The organism is Rhizobium sp. 01T417 (assembly GCF_056398905.1).
This window is the reverse complement of the sequence record NZ_JBFTQH010000027.1, coordinates 1-18,810: the sequence shown is the minus strand read 5'-3', so window position 1 is coordinate 18,810 and position 18,810 is coordinate 1. Positions and strand designations below refer to the sequence as shown.

Below are 18,810 nucleotides of genomic sequence, written 5' to 3'. Positions count from 1 at the left end.
ATTGGCTTACATCCCCTGCTGGCCGCGGTTCATCGCGGCAATACCGGTGCGGCAGACCTCGATGAGGCCGAGCGGCTTCATGATCGAGACGAACTGGTCGATCTTCGAGGACTTGCCGGTGATCTCCAGGATGAAGTGATCGACCGTGGCATCGACCACTTTCGCATGGAAGGCATCCGCGAGCCGGAGCGTCTCGGCCCGGGTCTCGCCCGTACCGATGACCTTGACGAGCGCCACTTCGCGCTCGATCGGACGCTCCTGGCCGAGTTCGCGGGCGCGTACCGTCAGATCGACCACCCGATGAACAGGAACGATGCGCTCAAGTTGAGCCTTGATCTGTTCGAGGACATGGGGCGTGCCGCGCGTCACGATGGTAATGCGCGACAGATGCGCCTGGTGCTCGGTTTCGGAGACGGTCAGGCTCTCGATGTTGTAGCCGCGGCCAGAGAACAGGCCGATGACGCGGGCAAGGACGCCCGGCTCGTTGTCGACGAGGACCGAAAGCGTATGGCTTTCGACCGCCGCCGTCTCGGGCGAGATGAAGTAGGCAGAGCCCGTCGGCTGAAGGTGTGCGTTCATGGTCTTGGTTTCCTCTACTTTGATATCAAACGAGCTGACGGCCCTTGGCGTCGATCGCATTGGCGACCGCCTCGTCCGTGGCTTCGTCCGGCAGCAGCATTTCGTTGTGAGCCTTGCCCGACGGGATCATCGGGAAGCAATTGGCGAGATTGGCGACACGGCAATCGAAAATGACCGGCTTCTTCACGTCGATCATTTCCTGGATTGCGCCGTCCAGATCGTCAGGCTTGTCGCAACGCAGGCCAACGGCGCCGTAGGCTTCGGCGAGCTTGACGAAGTCGGGCATCGCTTCCGTATAGGAGTTCGACAAGCGATTGCCGTGCAGCAACTGCTGCCACTGGCGAACCATGCCCATGTACTGGTTGTTCATGATGAAGATCTTGATCGGCGCTTCGTACTGGATCGCCGTCGACATTTCCTGGATGCACATCTGGATCGAGGCGTCGCCGGCAATGTCGATGACGAGGCTTTCCGGATGCGCGATCTGCACGCCGAGCGCTGCCGGCAGGCCGTAGCCCATGGTGCCGAGGCCGCCCGAAGTCATCCAGCGGTTCGGCTTCTCGAATCCATAGAACTGCGCTGCCCACATCTGGTGTTGACCGACTTCGGTCGTGATGTAGGTGTCGCGATCCTTGGTCAGCGCATAGAGGCGCTCCAGCGCATATTGCGGCATGATGACATCGTTGTTCTTGGTATAGGCGAAGGAGTTGCGCGCCCGCCAGCGCGTGATATCGGCCCACCAATCGGCGATCTGGCTCTTCTCCGGCTTCTTCGGCAGAGCCCGCCACAAGCGGACCATGTCTTCCAGAACGCTTCCAACATCGCCGCGAATGCCAAGATCGACGCGAACGTTCTTGTTGATAGAGGACGGGTCGATGTCGATATGGATCTTCTTCGAGTTCGGTGAGAAGGCAGTGATGCGGCCGGTAATGCGGTCGTCGAAGCGGGCGCCGATACAGACCATAACGTCGCAGTCATGCATCGCCATGTTCGCCTCGTAGGAGCCGTGCATGCCGAGCATCTTCAGCCAGTTCTTGCCTGATGCCGGATAGGCGCCGAGGCCCATCAGCGTCGAGGTGATCGGGAAATCCGTCAGTTCGACCAACTCGCGCAGAAGCTTGGTCGCCTCGGGGCCGGAGTTGATGACGCCGCCGCCGGTGTAGATGATCGGACGCCGTGCACTCGCCATCATCTCGACCGCCGCATGGATCTGGTTGAGATCACCCTGGATCTTCGGCTGGTAGCTCTTCTGGATCGCATGGGCCGCAGGCGGCGTATAAGTACCGGTGGCAAACTGGACGTCCTTCGGAATGTCGACGAGAACGGGACCCGGGCGGCCCGACTGCGCGATGCGGAAGGCTTCGTGAATGATCGCCGCGAGATCGTTGACGTCCTTGACCAGCCAGTTGTGCTTGGTGCAAGGGCGCGTGATGCCGACCGTATCGGCCTCCTGGAAGGCATCCGAACCGATCAGCGAGGTCGGAACCTGGCCGGTGAGGCAGACGAGCGGGATCGAATCCATCAAGGCGTCCTGCAGCGGCGTGACGGCATTCGTCGCACCCGGACCGGAAGTAACAAGCAAGACACCGACCTTGCCGGTTGAGCGGGCATAGCCTTCGGCCGCATGGCCGGCGCCCTGCTCATGGCGGACGAGAATGTGCTTGATCTCGTCCTGCTGGAAGATCTCGTCGTAGATCGGCAGCACTGCGCCACCCGGATAGCCGAAGATATGCTCGACGCCGTTGTCCTTCAGCGCCTGAAGGACGATCTCCGCTCCCGTCATCCGATTGCCTGCTGCCTGATTGTCCGTGCCCGTCATGTTTCTTTTCCGTTTTGACTGCTGGGATTTGAGTTCTGTGGTCCGGAAGCCCGAATTTCGGGCATAAAAAAAGGCCCCTGAGGGAGCCTGTCATCTAGCGCATGGGTGGCTATCGCCGGATGGTTACACCATCCTGCCCATGCGCTTTCCCACCACGATAAGAGCTACTGCGATTTTCATGGGGCGAAGTGATAGACAGAAAATTTCGCATCGTCAACGCATGCCGCAATAAAAAATCGAGCCCGATCGCACCAGCCGAACGTGTGCCGGAATGATCACCTATCGCAAAAAGACTTTCTTAAACGTTCGCTCATATCCTCCTTTACTATCGCAGGGAGTAGCCCTTTGCTGAACAAGGACTTGCACACGTCAGGCAAGGCAGGCGAGCATGACCGCCGCGATGACCAGACCCCGGGCAACCGGTTTCTCGGCCGCGTTGTTGCGTGCAGCGGGTCTCGCGCAACCATCGCCGCCGTCGCCGAAGCTGGGGGCACGGAGCTTGCCGAACTGTGGTCGGTCGGAAAGCTGATTTCGATCAGCGTTGGCCGAAATCGTGTGGTCGCCATCGTCTACTCCATGAACACCGACAGTCACAGCTGGGGTGAAGGAAAAGACAACCACTTCCAGATCGAGACCGAGTTGCTCGGCGAAGTTCGCGTCGACGAGGACGGTCGCGAGCAGTTCTCGACCGGCATTTCGCGCTATCCCTATCTTGGCGCCATCGCCCACCGCATTCGCGCGAGCGACCTGATGCGGATCTACGATGCCGGCAGCGGAACGACGGCGGTCATCGGCAAGCTCACTCAGGACGAGAGCATCGATGCCGCGATTCATATTCCTTCGATGCTGTCCAAGCACTTCGCCATTGTCGGATCGACCGGCGTCGGCAAGTCGACGGCCGTCTCTCTGCTCCTGCACAAGGCAATCGAGGCAGACCCGAAGCTCCGTGTCCTGATCCTGGACCCGCACAACGAATTCGCGGCCGCTTTCCCAAAACATTCGGTGGTTATCGACACCGACACGCTCGATCTGCCCTTCTGGCTGATGAAACTGGAAGAGTTCGCGGAAGTCGTCTTCCGGGGTCGAACACCCATCCCCGAGGAAGTCGATATTCTGCGCGACTTGTTGCCGGAGGCCAAGCGCGGCTTTCGCGGCAGCGACAACTCGATCGTGCGGCGCACCACCGAGAAAAGCTCGATTACCGCTGATACACCTGTTCCCTATCGCATGGCCGATCTGCTTGCGCTGATCGACGAGCGCATCGGCAGGCTCGAGGGTCGCGACGAAAAGCCTCTACTCAGATCGCTGAAGATGCGCATCGTCGCCGCCATCAACGATCCGCGCTACCACTTCATGTTCTCAAGCAATACGATCAGCGACACCATCATGGAGACGGTGGCGGAAATATTCCGTATCCCCGGCGATAGCAGGCCGATCTGCACCTTCCAGCTATCGGGCATCCCGTCTGAAGTCGTGAACTCGGTTGCCTCGGTCCTCTGCCGTATGGCCTTCGAAATCGCGCTGTGGAGCGACGGCGCCATCCACATGCTCGTCGTCTGCGAAGAGGCACACCGTTACATTCCGTCCGACCCGAATCTCGGCTTCTTCCCGACAAGACAGGCCATCGCCCGCATCGCCAAGGAAGGCCGCAAGTACGGCGTATCGCTCGGGATCATCACGCAGCGCCCCGGCGAACTCGACCAGACGATCCTGTCGCAGTGCTCGACCCTCTTTGCGATGCGCCTTGCCAATGACCGGGACCAGGAGATCATTCGCTCGGCCATCCCGAATTCGTCGATCTCGACGACCAGTTTCATCTCCTCGATCGGAAACGGCGAAGCGATCGCCTTCGGCGAGGCCATCAGCGTGCCGATGCGCATGCGCTTCTCGCGCGTCGATGTGCAGTACCTGCCCAAGGCGAACGGCGCCAGCGTCAAGGTCAGCGAGGAGGATCCTGATAACGTCGACCTGCGCAAGATCGTGACACGCATGCGTGCCGTCGCCGGTCCCGACATCTCGGCATTCCAGCAAAGCTATTCGGCCACCATCTCTCCCAGCGGTACCTACGAAGACGAAGACAGCTTTGGTGACGACTTCGACGAATTGGTAGCGGCCCCTTCCTACCCGTCGGCCAACATAGCGACAACACCGCCACTGGCCCCGATCGAACCATATCGCCGCGATATGCTGCCGGGGGCGGGCTCTGCGCGCGAGGCTGCGGCCGCCGCGTCGCCCGCACCACTCGCAGCATCGGAAACATCTATCGACAGCCGCCTCGAAGCCCTGAGGCGCGAAATGCGCGGAGAGCCTTCCTCCGGACCAGGTGACAGACCAACTGCCACGGGCGGCATCCGCCGGGAACCTGGCGTGTCTCTTCGTGACAGCATCCTGAAAAAGCCGCTCAGCAGCCTGAACAACAAGGAATAGCCGACCTCCGAGCGGTTCTACGGGAGGCGCTCCCAGCTTTCGTCCATCTGGTTGCGAAACCAGGTCATCTGTCGCTTGGCGTATTGCCGCGTCGCCGCAGCCCCCCGCTCCAGCACTTCGTCGCGGCTAAGCTCGCCTCTCAACATCGCCGCAATCTGCGAAACGCCGATGGCCTTCATGACCGGCATATCGGGCGGCAGCGAAAGCGAAAGCAGGGTCTTCACCTCGTCCTCAGCCCCCTGCTCCAACATCTTCTCGAACCGACCGTTGATCCGCTGGTGAAGGATGGCCCGATCAGGTGCGACGACGATCTTGCGAGAAGTCGAAGGATCGACGATCACAGGGCCGGTCTGCGCCTGGAAATCGGCAATCGATCGACCCGTCGCCTCGAGGACCTCCAGCGCTCTTACGATCCGCTGCCCATCCTGTGGGCGCAGACTTTCGGCGACCAATGGATCGCGCTCCCGCAGCTGCCGATAGAGTTCGTCGCGTCCTTCCTCCTGCAAGCGCGAACGAAGGCGGTTTCGCACCTCCTCCGGTATTGCAGGCATATCCGAAAGCCCACCGGTCAGCGCCTTGAAGTAGAGGCCCGTTCCGCCCACGAAGATTGGTTTGCGCCCGTCGGCATGAAGGCGCGGCAAAAGCTCGGTGACATCCCGCAGCCAAGCGCCCGTCGAATAGGCCAGCTTCGCCGGGACGTGACCGTAGAGGTAATGCGGCACGCCTTGCATATCCTCGTCCGAGGGTCGCGCGGTCAGCACGCAAAGCGTGTCGTAGACCTGCATGCTGTCGGCGTTGACGACGACGCCATTATGCTGTTTCGCAAACTCGACGGCCAAGGCGGACTTGCCGCTGGCGGTCGGCCCGGTTATCAGGATCGCGTTCACTGCGGTTAGAAGGTTTTCCATCATGGCTCTCGTTGCCACGCTTGTTGCCAATCCGTCAAATCCTGTTCTCACGCCTGTCATTGCCGAGCAGGCATCCGACGCCGTGAATGCTTCCGGCCTATACTGGCTTGCCGATGGCGTTGCCTGCGATATCGCGCTGAGAGATGGGACGGACGTGGAAGCCGCCCGCGCCAACATTCTCGCCGTCATCGGCAGCGCTGCGATCGACCTTGTCATCCAGGACGCAGAGACGCGCCGCAAGAGACTGCTGATCGCCGATATGGACTCCACCATGATCGGCCAGGAATGCATCGACGAACTCGCCGCCGAAGTCGGCCTGAAGGAAAGGGTCGCCGCGATTACCGCTCGAGCCATGAATGGTGAGATTGCCTTCGAGCCTGCCCTTCGCGAGCGTGTCGCCCTCTTGAAGGGATTGCCGATATCGGTCGTGGATGAAGTCATTGCCAAGCGCATCACACTGACCCCAGGTGGCCGCGGACTGATCGCCACCATGAAATCCAAGGGGCATTATACGGCGCTGGTCTCCGGCGGCTTTACCGTCTTCACCGGTCCCATCGCAAAGACGCTCGGCTTCGATGAAAACCGGGCGAACGTTCTTCTGGAAGACAACGGCGTTCTCACCGGCTACGTCGCCGAACCTATCCTCGGCAAGCAAGCCAAGGTCGATGCGCTGAACGACATTTCAGAAAAGCTGGGAATTTCACCGAAGGACGCCCTTGCCGTCGGCGACGGTGCAAACGATCTCGGCATGCTTCAACTCGCCGGATCCGGCGTCGCGCTGCACGCCAAGCCGACCGTCGCCGCACAGGCGAAAATACAGATCAATCACGGCGACCTTAGCGCTCTCCTCTATATCCAGGGCTACCGCAAGACCGATTTCGTAACGCCATGACAGTGATCCTAACGACCGATCGCCTGCTTCTGCGCAATTGGACTGACGAGGATCGGCCGCTTTTCCACGAGATCAATTCCGATCCCGAGGTGATGGAATTCTTCGCCGTCCGTCGCGACCGCACCGAGGCAGATTCGATGCTGGATACGATCCGCGATGCCATCGCCGAAACAGGTCTTGGCTTCTATGCAGCGGCTCTGAAGGAAACCAACGAGCCGATCGGCTTTTGCGGCCTCTGGCGACCCGAACTCGAGCCTTTCCTGCCGGCAGGCACCATCGAGGTGGGCTGGCGTCTAGCGAAGAGACATTGGGGCAAGGGCTATGCGACGGAAGCGGGAGCGGCAGCCCTTCGGCGTGGCTTCACCGAGTTCGATCCTCCCGAAATCGTCTCTTTCGCGGTGGCGGACAATCATCGCTCCACCGCCGTCATGCGCCGACTTGGCCTGCATCACGAACCCGCCCGCGATTTCGACCATCCAAGGGTTCCCGACACGCATCCGCAGCTGAAACGCCACGTTCTTTATGCAATCAGCCGTGAGCAATGGAAGCGTGGAATCGGCTGACGCCAATTGTCGTGCGCGACGGAAACCCCGGAAAGACCCGGCGCCGACTGTGATCATCGGCGAAGGCACCACTCAGCAGTTTGTGAAAAGATGGGCCGCGCTGCGTCCTGCTATTCCATCGGCACTGCGACGAAGCGCAAGTCACCGTTCGACGACGCGATCATCATCTGTGCGTTGCGCCGGCCTTCCTGCTTAAGCGACTGCACTTTCGCGGCAACCGCCTCGGGCGAGCGCATGAACTCCTGCGCCACCTCAACGATTACATCGCCGGGTTTCAGGCCCTTCTCCGCCGCCAGCGAGCCGGGCGCGACCTCGGCAACCAGCACCCCGTCAACGCTTTCCGCGATCCCGAAGGTCTTGCGCGTCTCGGCGCTGAGCTGCGAAAGCGAGAGGCCGAGCACGTTCTTGGGGTTCGTTGCATCAGGCGTTGCCTGATCCGCCTTGCCCTTGGCATCCGGCATCGGCTGGCTCTGCTGATCATCGGGCTCGTCCATATCCTGGTTCTCATCAGGATCCGGATTGATGATGCCACCCTTGTTCGGATCGGCATCGTTGGAGGCAGCCTGATCGCTGTCCTCAAGCCGACCGAGCTTCACCTTCACGGTCTGCTCCTTGCCATCGCGAAGAACGACGACGTCGACTTCCTTACCGACAGGGCTTTCCGCCACGACGCGCGGCAGATCACGCATCTCGTTGACCGGTTTACCGTCGAATTTCAGGATGACATCGCCCGCCTTGATCGAACCGTCATCGACCGGCCCGCCCTTGATGACGCCGGCAACCAGCGCACCCTTGGCGCTCGAGAGACCGAGGCTATCGGCAACATCGTCGGTCACCGGCTGGATGCGCACACCGAGCCAGCCGCGGCGGGTCTCGCCGAATTCGCGCAACTGCTCGACGACGCCAGCAGCCAATTCCGACGGCACCGAGAAGCCGATACCGATCGATCCGCCGCTCGGAGAAATGATCGCCGTGTTGATGCCGATGACCTCGCCCTTCATGTTGAAGAGCGGACCGCCGGAATTGCCCTTGTTGATCGCCGCATCCGTCTGGATGAAATTGTCGTAGGGGCCGGCGTTGATGTTGCGTCCACGCCCCGAAATAATACCCACGGTTACCGATCCGCCGAAGCCGAACGGATTGCCGATCGCCATGACCCAGTCGCCGATCCGCATCACGCTGGAATCGCCGAACTTGACGGCCGTCAGCGGTGCCTTCGGCTCAACCTTGAGGACCGAAAGGTCAGTCTTCGTATCGGTCCCGATCAGCTTCGCCTTCAGCTTGGTGCCGTCGGCGAAATTGACCTCGATGTCGTCTGCTCCCTCGATCACGTGGTTGTTCGTGACGATGTAGCCTTGCGGATCGATGACGAAGCCGGAACCCAGCGAATTGACGTTGTGGTTGCCGCCCTTGTTGCCCTTCTGCTTGTTGAAGAAGTCGTTGAAGAACTCCTGGAACGGTGAACCGTCGGGCGCGCGCGGCGCCGGGCCGACGCCCTCATCGTCCTTGACATTCTGCGATGTCGAAATGTTCACGACGGCATTGAGAAGCCCTTCGGCGAGATCGGCAACGGATGCCGGACCGTTCAGCGGCGGTGTGGTGCCCTGAGCTTGCACCGAGCCGGTGAAACCAACATTAACCAGAAGTGCGGCGCCGGCCAGGAGAGCGAGCGATCGTCTGAAGGTCGGGCGGGTCGTCGGGGCCATCAAGCATCCTCATTTCAAATAAAACGCACTCTGAGCACCAGCATACGGCGGAATGATGGAGGGCGAAATCACCTTTTCGCGAAATCCCGTGCAATCTATTCGCGGCGCCGCCGCCATCCAATCGCAACATAAAAAAGGGCCGGCAAAACTGCCGGCCCGCACTTGGTTTTCCAGGTTCCGATGCCCCGATCAGTTCGTCGGTGCAGTCGGCATCGCCGGCGGTGGCGCGTTTCTTGGCGCACCGCTTGCGTCGTTGAAGAAGCGGAAGAACTGCGAGTTCGGAGAGATCACCAGCGTGGTGTCCTGCGACGTCAGTGCCGTGGAATAAGCGGCCATAGAACGATAGAACTCGAAGAATGCCGGATCCTTGCTGAATGCATCCGCAAACAACCTGTTGCGCTCGGCGTCACCTTGACCGCGGAGGATCTCGGAATCGCGCTGCGCCTCGGCAGTGATCTCAACGACCTGCCTGTCTGCGATAGCCCGGCGACGCTGGCCCTCTTCCGTACCCTGCGCGCGCAGGAGTTCAGCTTCGGCAAGGCGCTCGGCGCGCATGCGGTCATAGGTCTTCGGCGCAACTTCGCGCGTCAGATCCGTACGGCGGATGCGAACGTCCTGAATGTTGAGGCCCAGGTCCTCGGCATCGCGATGCAGATCGTCGCGCACCTCGAGCATCATTGCCACGCGCTCTTCCGACAGCGCGGCATCGAAGTCGCGCAGACCGTAGACACGGCGAAGTGAGGAATCGAGCTGCGTGCGAAGGCGCGCCTCCGCGGCCTCGCGATCGCCCGACACGGTTTCGCGAAACTTGCGCACGTCCCTGATGTCATAGACCACGAAAGCATCGACATCGAAGGTCGCACCACCGCGAACCTGGACACGAATGTTGTCAAGGTCGAAGCGAAGGGCCTGCCTTTCGACGATCTGGACGCGATCGGCATCCATGAAGGCGAATGGCAGCTTGAAGTATATGCCCGGCTCGGTCTTCACCGACTGGATCTGACCGAAGCGGACCACGATTGCCTGCTCGCGCGCGTTCACAACGAAGACCGACGAATAGAGCGCGATCAAGACGACGGCGAGAAGGCCTAGGATGAGAGGAAGCCTGTTCGATGTCATGGCTCAACCTCCCTGCTGTGCCGGTTTGCCGATCTCGTTGAGCGGCAGATAGGGCACAACCCCCTGCTTCTCATCGATCACGACCTTCTTGGAGTTCTTCAGAACCTGCTCCATCGTTTCGAGGAAAAGGCGTGTCCGGGTTACGTCCGGCGCCTTCGCGTACTGTTCGTTAATGAACGAGAAGCGCTGGGCCTCACCTTCGGCCTCCTTGACGACGCGGTCCTTGTAGGCCGCTGCCGCTTCGCGGATCTGGGCCGCGTCACCGCGCGCCTGACCGAGCTTCTGGTTGGCGTATTGATTGGCCTCTTCGACGAGCCGCTGCTTGTCCTGGTCGGCGCGCTGCACTTCTTCGAAGGCATCGGCAACTTCGCGTGGCGGCGCCACGTCCTGGATCGTCACGGCACCGATGGAGATACCAGCCCGGTAACGGTCCATCGTCCCCTGGACGATGTTGGCGACTTCGGTCTCGATCGGCTGACGATTGTCACGGAACGCGTCCTGGGCCGGACGGCGACCAACGACTTCGCGCATGGCGCTCTCAGCGACCTGCTGGAGGGTCTCGGCCGGATTCTCGACGTTGAAGAGATAGGCCTTCGGATCGCTAACCGTGAAGAACACGGAGAACTGGACGTTCAGGATGTTCTGGTCGCCGGAAAGCATCAGCCCGCTTGACGAAGAGGCGGACGTCGATGCCGCGCCGATGTTCTGCTGCTGCATCGTCACCTTGACGATCTCGACGGTCTCCATCGGCCACAGGTGGAAGTGCAGGCCAGGCGTGGAAATCTCTTCCTTGGGACGACCGAAACGCAATTCGACGCCGCGCTCGTCCGGCTGGACGATGTAGATGCACTGGAAGAGCCAGAACACCACAAGAATCGCCGCCGCAATGACGAGGACGCCACCGTTCAACCCGCCGGGCACTATGTTACGAAGCTGATCCTGGCCGCGCCTGATGATGTCTTCGAGATCAGGCGGCCCGCCCTTGCCACCGCCGCCACCGCGCGGGCGATTAGGCCCTTGCCCCCATGGTCCCTGATTGTTACCGCCGCCACCGCCCCAAGGGCCGCCGCCGCCATTCTGATTGCTCCAGGGCATCAAAACCTCGTTATTCGTTAAACTCACGACCGCCTACTCCACGGGGGCGGCGGACGTAGGCAGTCGTGACCGTTATAGGTATCGCCGCATCTGCTTTCAACGCAGCATGAGGAACTTGGCAATATTTATTGGAAAATAGTTGGTTTTCAGCGCTTAGCGCCTGTCGTAGACCACGAATTTCGTGGGATAGCTATCCTTGTCGCCTGCCGGCACCTCAATCGTCTCCGTCGCCCTCCAAAGCGTGGGGTCAATCGTGGGAAACGACGTGTCACCGTCAACGGATGTTTCGACATGCGTCACGCACAATCGATCGGCGAGATCGAGCGCCTGCGTATAGATCTGCCCACCGCCGATGATGCAGATTTCGTCCTCGCCGCTCCGTTTCGCAATGTCCTCGGCAAGACCGATGGCTTCGGTCAGGGATCGGGCCATACGCACATCCGGATGGTCTATTGCAGCGGCCTGTCGGGAGATCACGACATTGGCCCGCCCCGGCAACGGTTTTCCGATCGATTCATAAGTCTTCCGGCCCATGATGACGGACTTACCGAGCGTTAGAGCCTTGAACCGCTTGAGATCCGCGGATAGCCGCCATGGCATGTCCCCGTCCCGCCCGATGATGCCGTTCTCGGAAACGGCAACCACGATGGTCTTTCGAATTTCTGACATCAAGCTCTCCGATCAGGCCACGATCGACGCATTGGCGCCGGCGCCGGCTTCGTGGCCGGGCGCACCGTCTGCGCCATTATTTTTTCTGGGTACTCGGTACACTTGATTGAGCCTTCGTTCGGAGGTGTCGGGATCGATTCGATAGTGTCATAAAATCGTTGGCGTGGTCTAAACTTTCCTCCGGATATCCCGAGGAAGTTAGGATGGCATCGTATCGATTGTGATCGGTCTCGCCATTGCTCACATCAATGTTCCAGTCACCTAGGCGGCTGTTCGGACGCAATAGCCTGATCGCAGCCTGTGCCATCAAACGCCGGGCTCTCCTCAAACCGTGTCGAGGTCGTAGATGCGGCCCGTCAGCCATGCCGGCCAGTCGCGCTCGAAGAACGACTTGGCACCCTCGTCGAACTTGCGGTTTGGGCGAGTGGCTATCCGCATCGCGTCGCCTTCCAGTCGGACGACGATCTGCTCCTCGCGATGGGCGTCGCGCTCTTTCCGGAAGCGAAACTCCTCCAGCGGGCCGGCATTGGAAAGCGGAAGCGACTCTCCAGTAGTATCGCATATCGCGCGCGCACCACGGCTCCCGCCGCCGTTTCGAATGAAATAATCCAACGCGGCCAACACGGCTTCCGAGGCGAGCGCCATCTGCCGCCATTGAAGTGCCCGCCCTGCCTCGGCAGCGCGCTCGTAGGCAATGCCCTTGGCCCGAATTTCGGCATTGAGCCGCCGCGCCTCGACCAAGGCCGAGGCCACGCTTTCGCCGTCGCAGATCAGGCCAGCCTTGTCGCTCATCCGCGCCTGAACTTCCGTACGGATTGCCTTTGCGGCCAGCGGCCTGTCGCCCTTCAGCATCCCCAGCAGCTCGAAGATGCCGGCGCCTGCGACAACCCGCAGGTCGCTCGAGAGGGCCTTCTTAGCCCTGCCACTTGCGCCGATATGCTCGGCAACGCGCGTCCCAAAGACCTGCCCCGCATTCAAGGCCGCGCCTCCTGGTCTCGTCACTCCGTGCGTACCCGCCGCCTCGCCGACCGCGTAGCACCCCGCGAGACTGCTGCGCCCCCAGGTGTCAACCATGATGCCGCCATTCATGTGCTGGTTGTTGACGGCAAACTCCAGCGGGGCTGCAGCAATATCGACCTTGTAGCGGCGATAAAGTTCGATCGCGAGCGGGTTCATATGGCGAAGACGATGGATCGGCAGATCCTGGGTCGCCGCCGCATTCCCAAGATAGCGCTTCACAACGTCATCGAGGCGCTCGAGATCGAAAGGCAGGTCGCCTGGCACCGGGAGCGGGTTCCGATTGAAGTCCATGAACACGCGCCGACCGGCCGCAGTTTCGCGATAGATCGCGAGGTCGACGAGGCTCGAACCGAAGTCGAGCATCCTCGTGGAGTGGAACGGCCACTGGTATCCCTTGCGGAAGACGTTCGACGCCAGTTCCTGCGTGGTCCGGTAGTATTCGGCGAGGAAGTGATGCTCTGTGCCCTCGGCATCGACGGAATAGATGTGCGGTATGGCCTGGACGTACGTCCCAGACAGGTTCCAGGGAAAGCCTTCCCGGCGCGTTCCAATGCCGAACTGGCTCTCGGTCAGGTTCACCAGGTCGACGCCTGCCTCGAGCGCCAGCCCAAGCGAACCGAAACAGCCGTTCGGATAGACGCTGTCGCGGTAGAGCTCGCCCGGTCCGCCCGCGGCAAGGACGATCACCTCCGTGGCGAACAACGCGACGCCGAGCGGATTGGTCTCGGTCCGGTCGTTTGCCCGAACGGCGAGAACGCCGACCACGCGCCGGCTTCCCTGCTCGCCTTCCGTCAGGATCTTGACGGCGGTCGTATGGTTATAGAACGGGATGTCGAGCCTGATGGCTTCCTCGGCCAGAACCTTGACCATGAGCCTCGAGGTGCGCGGACCGCAGCTCGTTGCCCTTCCCACTTCGTCGTGGTCGGTTTGATAGCGGAGGGTGCCACCGAGCGGCTCCTGCGGCAGCGGCAGTCCAAGGAACTGCAGGGACGCCATCATTCGGCCCGATCCGACGGCCTCGACATAGGCCGTGTCCTCGTCCATCGCGCCGCCGGCCCGGATCGCCCGTGCCATCGCCTTGTAATTGTCGCCCTGATCCGCGGTATTCGCCGTATGGAGCGTCTGCTTGTCCGATCCGGAACAGGCTGAGGTCCCACCCCATGCACTTTGGCTCATGATTGCGACGTCGTCTCCACGGCGATTGAGCTCCACGGCGGCCCGCAGTCCCGCTGCCCCCGATCCAACGACGACGCATCCCGCCCTGTAGACAGGCACGTCGATACCCGCGAGCCGAATGGTCTCCGAGGGTGCGGCTTCCTGCGCCAACCGAGGCATGTCGACGTCAGTCAGGGCGTCGAGGATGTGCTGCGGGACATCGATGGTCATTGGACTGGTCCTTGGGATCTTCGTGCGATCAAACAAGCGGGATGTCGACCCAGCGCCTCAGGCGCGAAGACTCCATGCACGCGTCGACGATCTGGCAGATGTGATGGCCGTCCTCGAACGTCGGCCACATGGGAGTCTTGGTAGTAATCGATTTCACCACCTCGGCGGCTTCGATGATCTTGCTCTCGTTGTAGCCGAGTGCGAAGTTCGGAAGCGGCAGGAATGCCCTGAAGGTTGAGTTTTCCGGGCCGACGTCGATTTCGCGAAATCCGCTCCGGCCGGTGCGGTCGTCGTTCGTGTAGAAGCGGAGCCGATTCACCTCATCATAGGTGTAGGCGATGCTGCCCTTGGTTCCGTAGATTTCGTAGGTCTGCATGAACTTGCGGCCAGTGGCGACACGACTGAAGTCGACGATACCGGCTGCGCCATTCTCGAAGCGGCAAAGGAGGTTCGTGGCATCGGGATTGGTGATGTCAGCCCACGTCTCGTCGCCCTTGAGCTTGACCTGTTCGCCGTAGGCAAGCCCCTCGACAACAGGGCGTTTGGGAGTGACGATCAGGTTGTCGGCAATCAGCGAGCTGACGCGGCCGACGAGAAACTCCATGAAGCTGAAGATGTGCGACCCGGTGTCGCCGACGATGCCCGTCGGAGCAAGCTTTCCGTCGGCGCGCCACATGAAGGGCGTCATGGGATCGCCATACATGTCTACATGCTGGCAGCCCTTGAACATCTTGATCTCGCCGATCTCGCCCGCCTCGATGATCTCCTTGGCGAGGTCATGGACTGGGTTACGAGGAAACGCATGGCCAACGCGGGTGATGACGCCCTTTTCCCTGGCGATGTCGGCAAGTTCGCGAGCCTCAGCGGCGGTGTTTGCCAACGGCTTCTCGCAGTAGACGTGCTTGCCTGCGATCAGGGCGGCTTTGGCCACCTCGTAGTGCAGGCTGTCGGGCAGGCAGATGTCGATGAGATCGACGTCCGGGTCGGTTACCGCCTGCTTCCAGTCCTGCAGGATCTTGGCGCCGGGAGCTCGTCTGGCAAGATCTTCCGCAGCCTTCGGATTGGCCTCGACGATGGCGACCACGCGCGCGGTCCCGCCGGACACCCCCAGGAAATGAGGAAACGTCTGGTAGGCCATGGTATGAACCTTGCCCATCCAGCCGGAGCCGCCCAGCACGGCTACCCTGACTTCGGCCATTATGAAAACTCCCCTGAAAGCCGGTCCGTTCATGACCGGTCACTGCTGTTTCAACTGTTCCGCGTTGTCGCGCAGGCGTGACGTGTTTTGCCGTCCTACCGAACGCCGGCCCGAGCCCTCGGACGCGTATCGTTGCGCTCGTACGAGAAGATCGTCGATGGAAGCGGTGGCAGGCCGCGGATGAGGTCCGATCCCTTTTCGCCAACCATGATGGTCGGAGCGTTGGTGTTGCACGAGGGAATCCTTGGCATGACCGAGGAATCGCAGACGCGCAGCCCCTCGAGACCATGGACCCTGAGATCGAGGCCGACGACGGCGTCCGGGCCTGTCCCCATCTTGCAAGTGCCGACGGGATGGTGGTCGGTCTTGGCATTCGCGCAGCCATACTCGATGAGCTGCTCATCGGTCATGATCTTCGGACCGGGAAGACGTTCAGCCAGAACGTAGGGCTTGAGCGCCGCCTGCTGCATGATCTCGCGAGCGATCTTCAGGCCCTCGAGCGACATCTTCTTGTCGCGCGGGTCCGACCAGTAGTTCGGATCGATCAGCGGTGCCGCTGCGGGATCGGACGAAGACAGGCGGACCGTGCCGCGCGATCTCGGGTGGAGATACGCGGAGTTGAGCGTGACGCCCGCGTTCCTCAGGCGCTCGACCCCAGCCTCGATGCCGGATCCCAGGCCGAGGTGGAACTGGATGTCGGGCGAACGGGCGTCCGGATCGGCGTACCAGAAACCGCCAGTTTCGAAGAGAGATGAAGCCACCGGCCCCGTGCGGAAGAGCACGTACTCCATCCCGGCCCACAGGGTGCGGTGCAGCTTCGCGACGCCGTCATATGTGTGGTCTCCGGTGCATTCGGAGATGACGAAGAGATCGAGGTGATCCTGCAGGTTGCCGCCAACGCCCGGAAGATCATGGAGCACCTTTACACCTACGGCACGCAGGTGGTCGGCAGGACCAACGCCCGACTGAAGAAGCAGCTTCGGCGAACCGATCGCGCCCGAGGAAACAAGCACTTCACGCTCGGCGCGAATGACCTCCGGACCGTTTCCGCTTGCTATCTCGACGCCGGCGGCACGATTGCCTTCCAGGACGATGCGCGAGACGCGCGCGCCGGTGCGCACCTTTAGGTTCTTGCGATTCTTGATCGGCGAGATGTAGGCCATGGATGCCGAGGAGCGGCGATGGTCGCGCTGCGTAACCTGGTAGAAGCCGATACCCGCCTGCTGGCGGCCGTTGAAGTCGGGGTTGTAGGGAATACCAAGCTCCTGCCCCGCGCGGATATACGCGTCGCAAATGGGCAGAGGTGCGGCCGGCATGGATACGCCGAGCGGACCACCATAGGAATGATAGTCGTCCGAGAAGCGCTGATTGTCTTCAGCGCGCTTGAAGTAAGGGAGTATCGCGCGATAGTCCCAGCCTTCGCAACCGTCTTCGCTTGCCCAGAGATCATAGTCGGCCGCATTGCCGCGGGTGTAGAGCTGGGCGTTGATCGACGAACCGCCGCCGATCACCTTCGCCTGCGTGTAGCGCAGCACCCTGCCGTTCATGTGTTTCTGCGGAACCGTCTCCCAGCCCCAACTGGCGACGCCCTTCGTCATCTTCGCGAAGCCCGCCGGCATGTGGAACAGCGGGTTCCAATCGCCGCCGCCGGCTTCAAGCAGCAGCACCTTGACGTTCGGGTCTTCGCTCAGCCGGTTTGCAAGCACGCATCCGGCCGGACCAGCTCCCGTGATGATGTAGTCGAAACGCATTTTGCTAATCCTGTTGGATGCGAGAGAACAATGGGCCGACTTGCAAATCCTGCGATGCGATATGGTCGGCCACGCGCAGCGCCTGGCTCGCCACCGTGAGTGCGGGATTTACCGCAGCCGACGTCGGCAGGAAGCTGGCGTCCACGACGAAGAGGTTCCGGTGATCATAGGCGCGGCAGTATGGGTCGAGCGCCGCGTTCGCCGGGTCATTCCCGATCCTGACGGTGCCGCACTGGTGCGACGGCGTGCGCTTGTCGAAGGGCTTTGAAAGGACGATCGGGAATCCAATCGACTTGAGTACCGCCTTCAGCTTCGCGACAAGCGCGAGATGCGCGTCCCAATTCGTTCGCTGCCACTGCAGCACGATGCGGTCGCCGTCGACCATCACACGGCTTTCCGGGTTCGGCACGTCCTCGCTCATCGCATAGAAGTCGATCGCGTGGCTTGTCATGGTGTGCAACAGCCATTCCGGAGCCCAGGGCAGCGACCCCTTCAGTACCTTCGCCGAAATCCTGCCCAGCAACTGCACGTTCCCCAGCGGCGGGCCGCCGCTTCCATCGGACAGATAGAAATCGTTGAATCCAAACGTCTTCTGGTAAATCGACGTGTTTCGGTAGGTGGGCGAAACCGCGATCACGGCCGAGGAATTATGATTCATGAAGTTCCGCCCGACCTGATCGGAGGAATTCGCGAGCCCATTCTTGTGACGCGCATCGGCCGACCGCAACAGCAGGACAGCGGACTGAACGGCGCCCGCCGAGAGAATGACGAGCTTCGGAGCAACGGTAAGGTCCTCACCGTTCTTGCGGTAATGGACGCGCTCGATCCTGCCATTCTCGCCCGCCTCGAGCTTCGTGACCTTCGCGTTCGTCTCAAGGCGGACGTTCGGATACTCCAGAGCCTTGAGGAGGGCAGCCGTCTCGGCGTCCATCTTTCCATCGCGGGAATTGGGATGCGCGTCCCAGGGCGTTCTCGCCTTCGACAGCCAGGCGTCGATATCCACTCCCAATGGCAGCGAGAACGGATGCAGGCCCTTGGCCTTCAGCCGCGCCCTGACATCGGCAATCGGCGGTTCGTCGGGAACCGGTGGGTAAGCGTAGTTGCCCGAGTGAACGGGCTCTGTCGGGTCATCTCCCAGATTTCCCCGAACCTCGTACAGACTTTCCGCGCGGCTGTACCAAGGTTCCAAAACCTCGTAGGGAAACGGCCACGCGGGCGACACCCCTTCCCCATGTTGCATCTCCTCGAAATCCTCCCGGCGATAGCGCGAGAGCACGGCGCCGTAGAATTTCGAGTTGCCGCCGACATTGTAGTAGTTGCCCGGATTGAAGCCGGTGCCGTCGGCTTCGTACCAGGTTTCCTTCGGCCGAAAATGGCCGCACTGAAAGATCGCGCGTTGATCCCGGTTCTCAGGACGATCGGCGATGAAATCACCCGCTTCGAGGACCAGGATATCGGCGCCAGTCGCCGCCAGTCCGGCGGCGACCGTGGAGCCGCCCACGCCCGAGCCGATGATGACGATATCAGGAGAGCTGTTCATGTTTGGAATCCTGGCTCCTGGTTTAAGCGATTCGGGTTTGGCTTTGCGGATCGAAGAACACGGCCTTGTCGAGGTTGAAGGCGAGGCGGGCGTGCTGGCCGGCCTGGATGCGGGCGTCGGCCCTGAGCCGCGCCACGA

The 18,810-nt window shown here is 61.3% G+C and carries 14 protein-coding genes and 1 pseudogene; 3 read left to right on the top strand and 12 right to left on the bottom strand.

The window, feature by feature from the left end; translation table 11 throughout:
- Positions 1 to 6: 6 nt before the first annotated feature.
- The gene (ilvN, locus tag AC1DPR_RS22570; RefSeq protein WP_018858672.1) at positions 7 to 579 is read right to left on the bottom strand and encodes an acetolactate synthase small subunit; all 573 of its coding nucleotides are present in this window, start codon (positions 577 to 579) and stop codon (positions 7 to 9) included.
- A 25-nt stretch (positions 580 to 604) separates the two neighbouring features.
- On the bottom strand, positions 605 to 2,398 hold the full coding sequence (locus AC1DPR_RS22565; protein WP_018858673.1) for an acetolactate synthase 3 large subunit: 1,794 nt from the start codon (positions 2,396 to 2,398) through the stop codon (positions 605 to 607).
- Between the two features lie 345 nt (positions 2,399 to 2,743).
- Between AC1DPR_RS22565 and AC1DPR_RS22560 the strand changes: the two genes are divergently transcribed.
- Entirely contained in the window at positions 2,744 to 4,825 is a 2,082-nt protein-coding gene (locus AC1DPR_RS22560; RefSeq protein WP_018858674.1) for an ATP-binding protein, read from the top strand.
- Between the two features lie 17 nt (positions 4,826 to 4,842).
- Here AC1DPR_RS22560 and miaA read toward each other — a convergent pair whose 3' ends face one another.
- Complete coding sequence (gene miaA, locus AC1DPR_RS22555) at positions 4,843 to 5,736, bottom strand: tRNA (adenosine(37)-N6)-dimethylallyltransferase MiaA (RefSeq protein ID WP_477817235.1); 894 nt, start codon at positions 5,734 to 5,736, stop codon at positions 4,843 to 4,845.
- Between miaA and serB the strand changes: the two genes are divergently transcribed.
- Complete coding sequence (serB, locus tag AC1DPR_RS22550; protein ID WP_018858676.1) at positions 5,735 to 6,625, top strand: phosphoserine phosphatase SerB; 891 nt, start codon at positions 5,735 to 5,737, stop codon at positions 6,623 to 6,625. The two genes, miaA and serB, sit on opposite strands and share 2 nt — an antisense overlap.
- Positions 6,622 to 7,188: a GNAT family N-acetyltransferase gene (locus AC1DPR_RS22545; RefSeq protein WP_018858677.1), complete on the top strand. Its 567-nt coding sequence runs from the start codon at positions 6,622 to 6,624 to the stop codon at positions 7,186 to 7,188. The genes serB and AC1DPR_RS22545 overlap by 4 nt, the downstream gene beginning before the upstream one ends.
- A gap of 110 nt (positions 7,189 to 7,298) precedes the next feature.
- Here AC1DPR_RS22545 and AC1DPR_RS22540 read toward each other — a convergent pair whose 3' ends face one another.
- From AC1DPR_RS22540 to AC1DPR_RS22500, 9 genes and pseudogenes are all read right to left on the bottom strand, one after another.
- A complete protein-coding gene (locus AC1DPR_RS22540; RefSeq protein ID WP_018858678.1) occupies positions 7,299 to 8,894 on the bottom strand; it encodes a DegQ family serine endoprotease in 1,596 nt (531 codons plus the stop codon).
- Between the two features lie 189 nt (positions 8,895 to 9,083).
- Positions 9,084 to 10,013, bottom strand: coding sequence for a protease modulator HflC (gene hflC / locus AC1DPR_RS22535; RefSeq protein WP_018858679.1), 930 nt, complete (start codon positions 10,011 to 10,013; stop codon positions 9,084 to 9,086).
- A 3-nt stretch (positions 10,014 to 10,016) separates the two neighbouring features.
- Entirely contained in the window at positions 10,017 to 11,108 is a 1,092-nt protein-coding gene (hflK, locus tag AC1DPR_RS22530; protein ID WP_018858680.1) for an FtsH protease activity modulator HflK, read from the bottom strand.
- Positions 11,109 to 11,261: 153 nt separating this feature from the next.
- Positions 11,262 to 11,777: a dihydrofolate reductase gene (locus AC1DPR_RS22525; RefSeq protein ID WP_018858681.1), complete on the bottom strand. Its 516-nt coding sequence runs from the start codon at positions 11,775 to 11,777 to the stop codon at positions 11,262 to 11,264.
- 324 nt (positions 11,778 to 12,101) lie between these two features.
- Entirely contained in the window at positions 12,102 to 14,183 is a 2,082-nt protein-coding gene (locus tag AC1DPR_RS22520) for an FAD-dependent oxidoreductase (protein ID WP_018858682.1), read from the bottom strand.
- Positions 14,184 to 14,211: 28 nt separating this feature from the next.
- The gene (locus AC1DPR_RS22515; RefSeq protein WP_018858683.1) at positions 14,212 to 15,381 is read right to left on the bottom strand and encodes a Gfo/Idh/MocA family protein; all 1,170 of its coding nucleotides are present in this window, start codon (positions 15,379 to 15,381) and stop codon (positions 14,212 to 14,214) included.
- Between the two features lie 95 nt (positions 15,382 to 15,476).
- Positions 15,477 to 17,132, bottom strand: a complete 1,656-nt coding sequence (locus AC1DPR_RS22510; RefSeq protein WP_113471411.1) for a GMC family oxidoreductase N-terminal domain-containing protein — start codon at positions 17,130 to 17,132, stop codon at positions 15,477 to 15,479.
- A gap of 4 nt (positions 17,133 to 17,136) precedes the next feature.
- Positions 17,137 to 18,672, bottom strand: a complete 1,536-nt coding sequence (locus AC1DPR_RS22505) for an FAD-dependent oxidoreductase (RefSeq protein WP_113471410.1) — start codon at positions 18,670 to 18,672, stop codon at positions 17,137 to 17,139.
- 22 nt (positions 18,673 to 18,694) lie between these two features.
- Positions 18,695 to 18,810 (bottom strand): annotated as a pseudogene (locus AC1DPR_RS22500) (sugar ABC transporter ATP-binding protein); the annotation flags it as partial.

What these genes read in the sequence shown, in the direction of transcription:
- miaA (WP_477817235.1), bottom strand. Translation starts at nt 5,736, where the DNA reads ATGATGGAAAACCTTCTAACCGCAGTGAACGCGATCCTGATAACCGGG.
- AC1DPR_RS22515 (WP_018858683.1), bottom strand. Translation starts at nt 15,381, where the DNA reads ATGGCCGAAGTCAGGGTAGCCGTGCTGGGCGGCTCCGGCTGGATGGGC.
- AC1DPR_RS22510 (WP_113471411.1), bottom strand. Translation starts at nt 17,132, where the DNA reads ATGCGTTTCGACTACATCATCACGGGAGCTGGTCCGGCCGGATGCGTG.
- AC1DPR_RS22540 (WP_018858678.1), bottom strand. Translation starts at nt 8,894, where the DNA reads ATGGCCCCGACGACCCGCCCGACCTTCAGACGATCGCTCGCTCTCCTG.
- serB (WP_018858676.1), top strand. Translation starts at nt 5,735, where the DNA reads ATGGCTCTCGTTGCCACGCTTGTTGCCAATCCGTCAAATCCTGTTCTC.
- AC1DPR_RS22520 (WP_018858682.1), bottom strand. Translation starts at nt 14,183, where the DNA reads ATGACCATCGATGTCCCGCAGCACATCCTCGACGCCCTGACTGACGTC.
- AC1DPR_RS22565 (WP_018858673.1), bottom strand. Translation starts at nt 2,398, where the DNA reads ATGACGGGCACGGACAATCAGGCAGCAGGCAATCGGATGACGGGAGCG.
- ilvN (WP_018858672.1), bottom strand. Translation starts at nt 579, where the DNA reads ATGAACGCACACCTTCAGCCGACGGGCTCTGCCTACTTCATCTCGCCC.
- AC1DPR_RS22545 (WP_018858677.1), top strand. Translation starts at nt 6,622, where the DNA reads ATGACAGTGATCCTAACGACCGATCGCCTGCTTCTGCGCAATTGGACT.
- hflC (WP_018858679.1), bottom strand. Translation starts at nt 10,013, where the DNA reads ATGACATCGAACAGGCTTCCTCTCATCCTAGGCCTTCTCGCCGTCGTC.
- AC1DPR_RS22505 (WP_113471410.1), bottom strand. Translation starts at nt 18,672, where the DNA reads ATGAACAGCTCTCCTGATATCGTCATCATCGGCTCGGGCGTGGGCGGC.
- hflK (WP_018858680.1), bottom strand. Translation starts at nt 11,108, where the DNA reads ATGCCCTGGAGCAATCAGAATGGCGGCGGCGGCCCTTGGGGCGGTGGC.
- AC1DPR_RS22525 (WP_018858681.1), bottom strand. Translation starts at nt 11,777, where the DNA reads ATGTCAGAAATTCGAAAGACCATCGTGGTTGCCGTTTCCGAGAACGGC.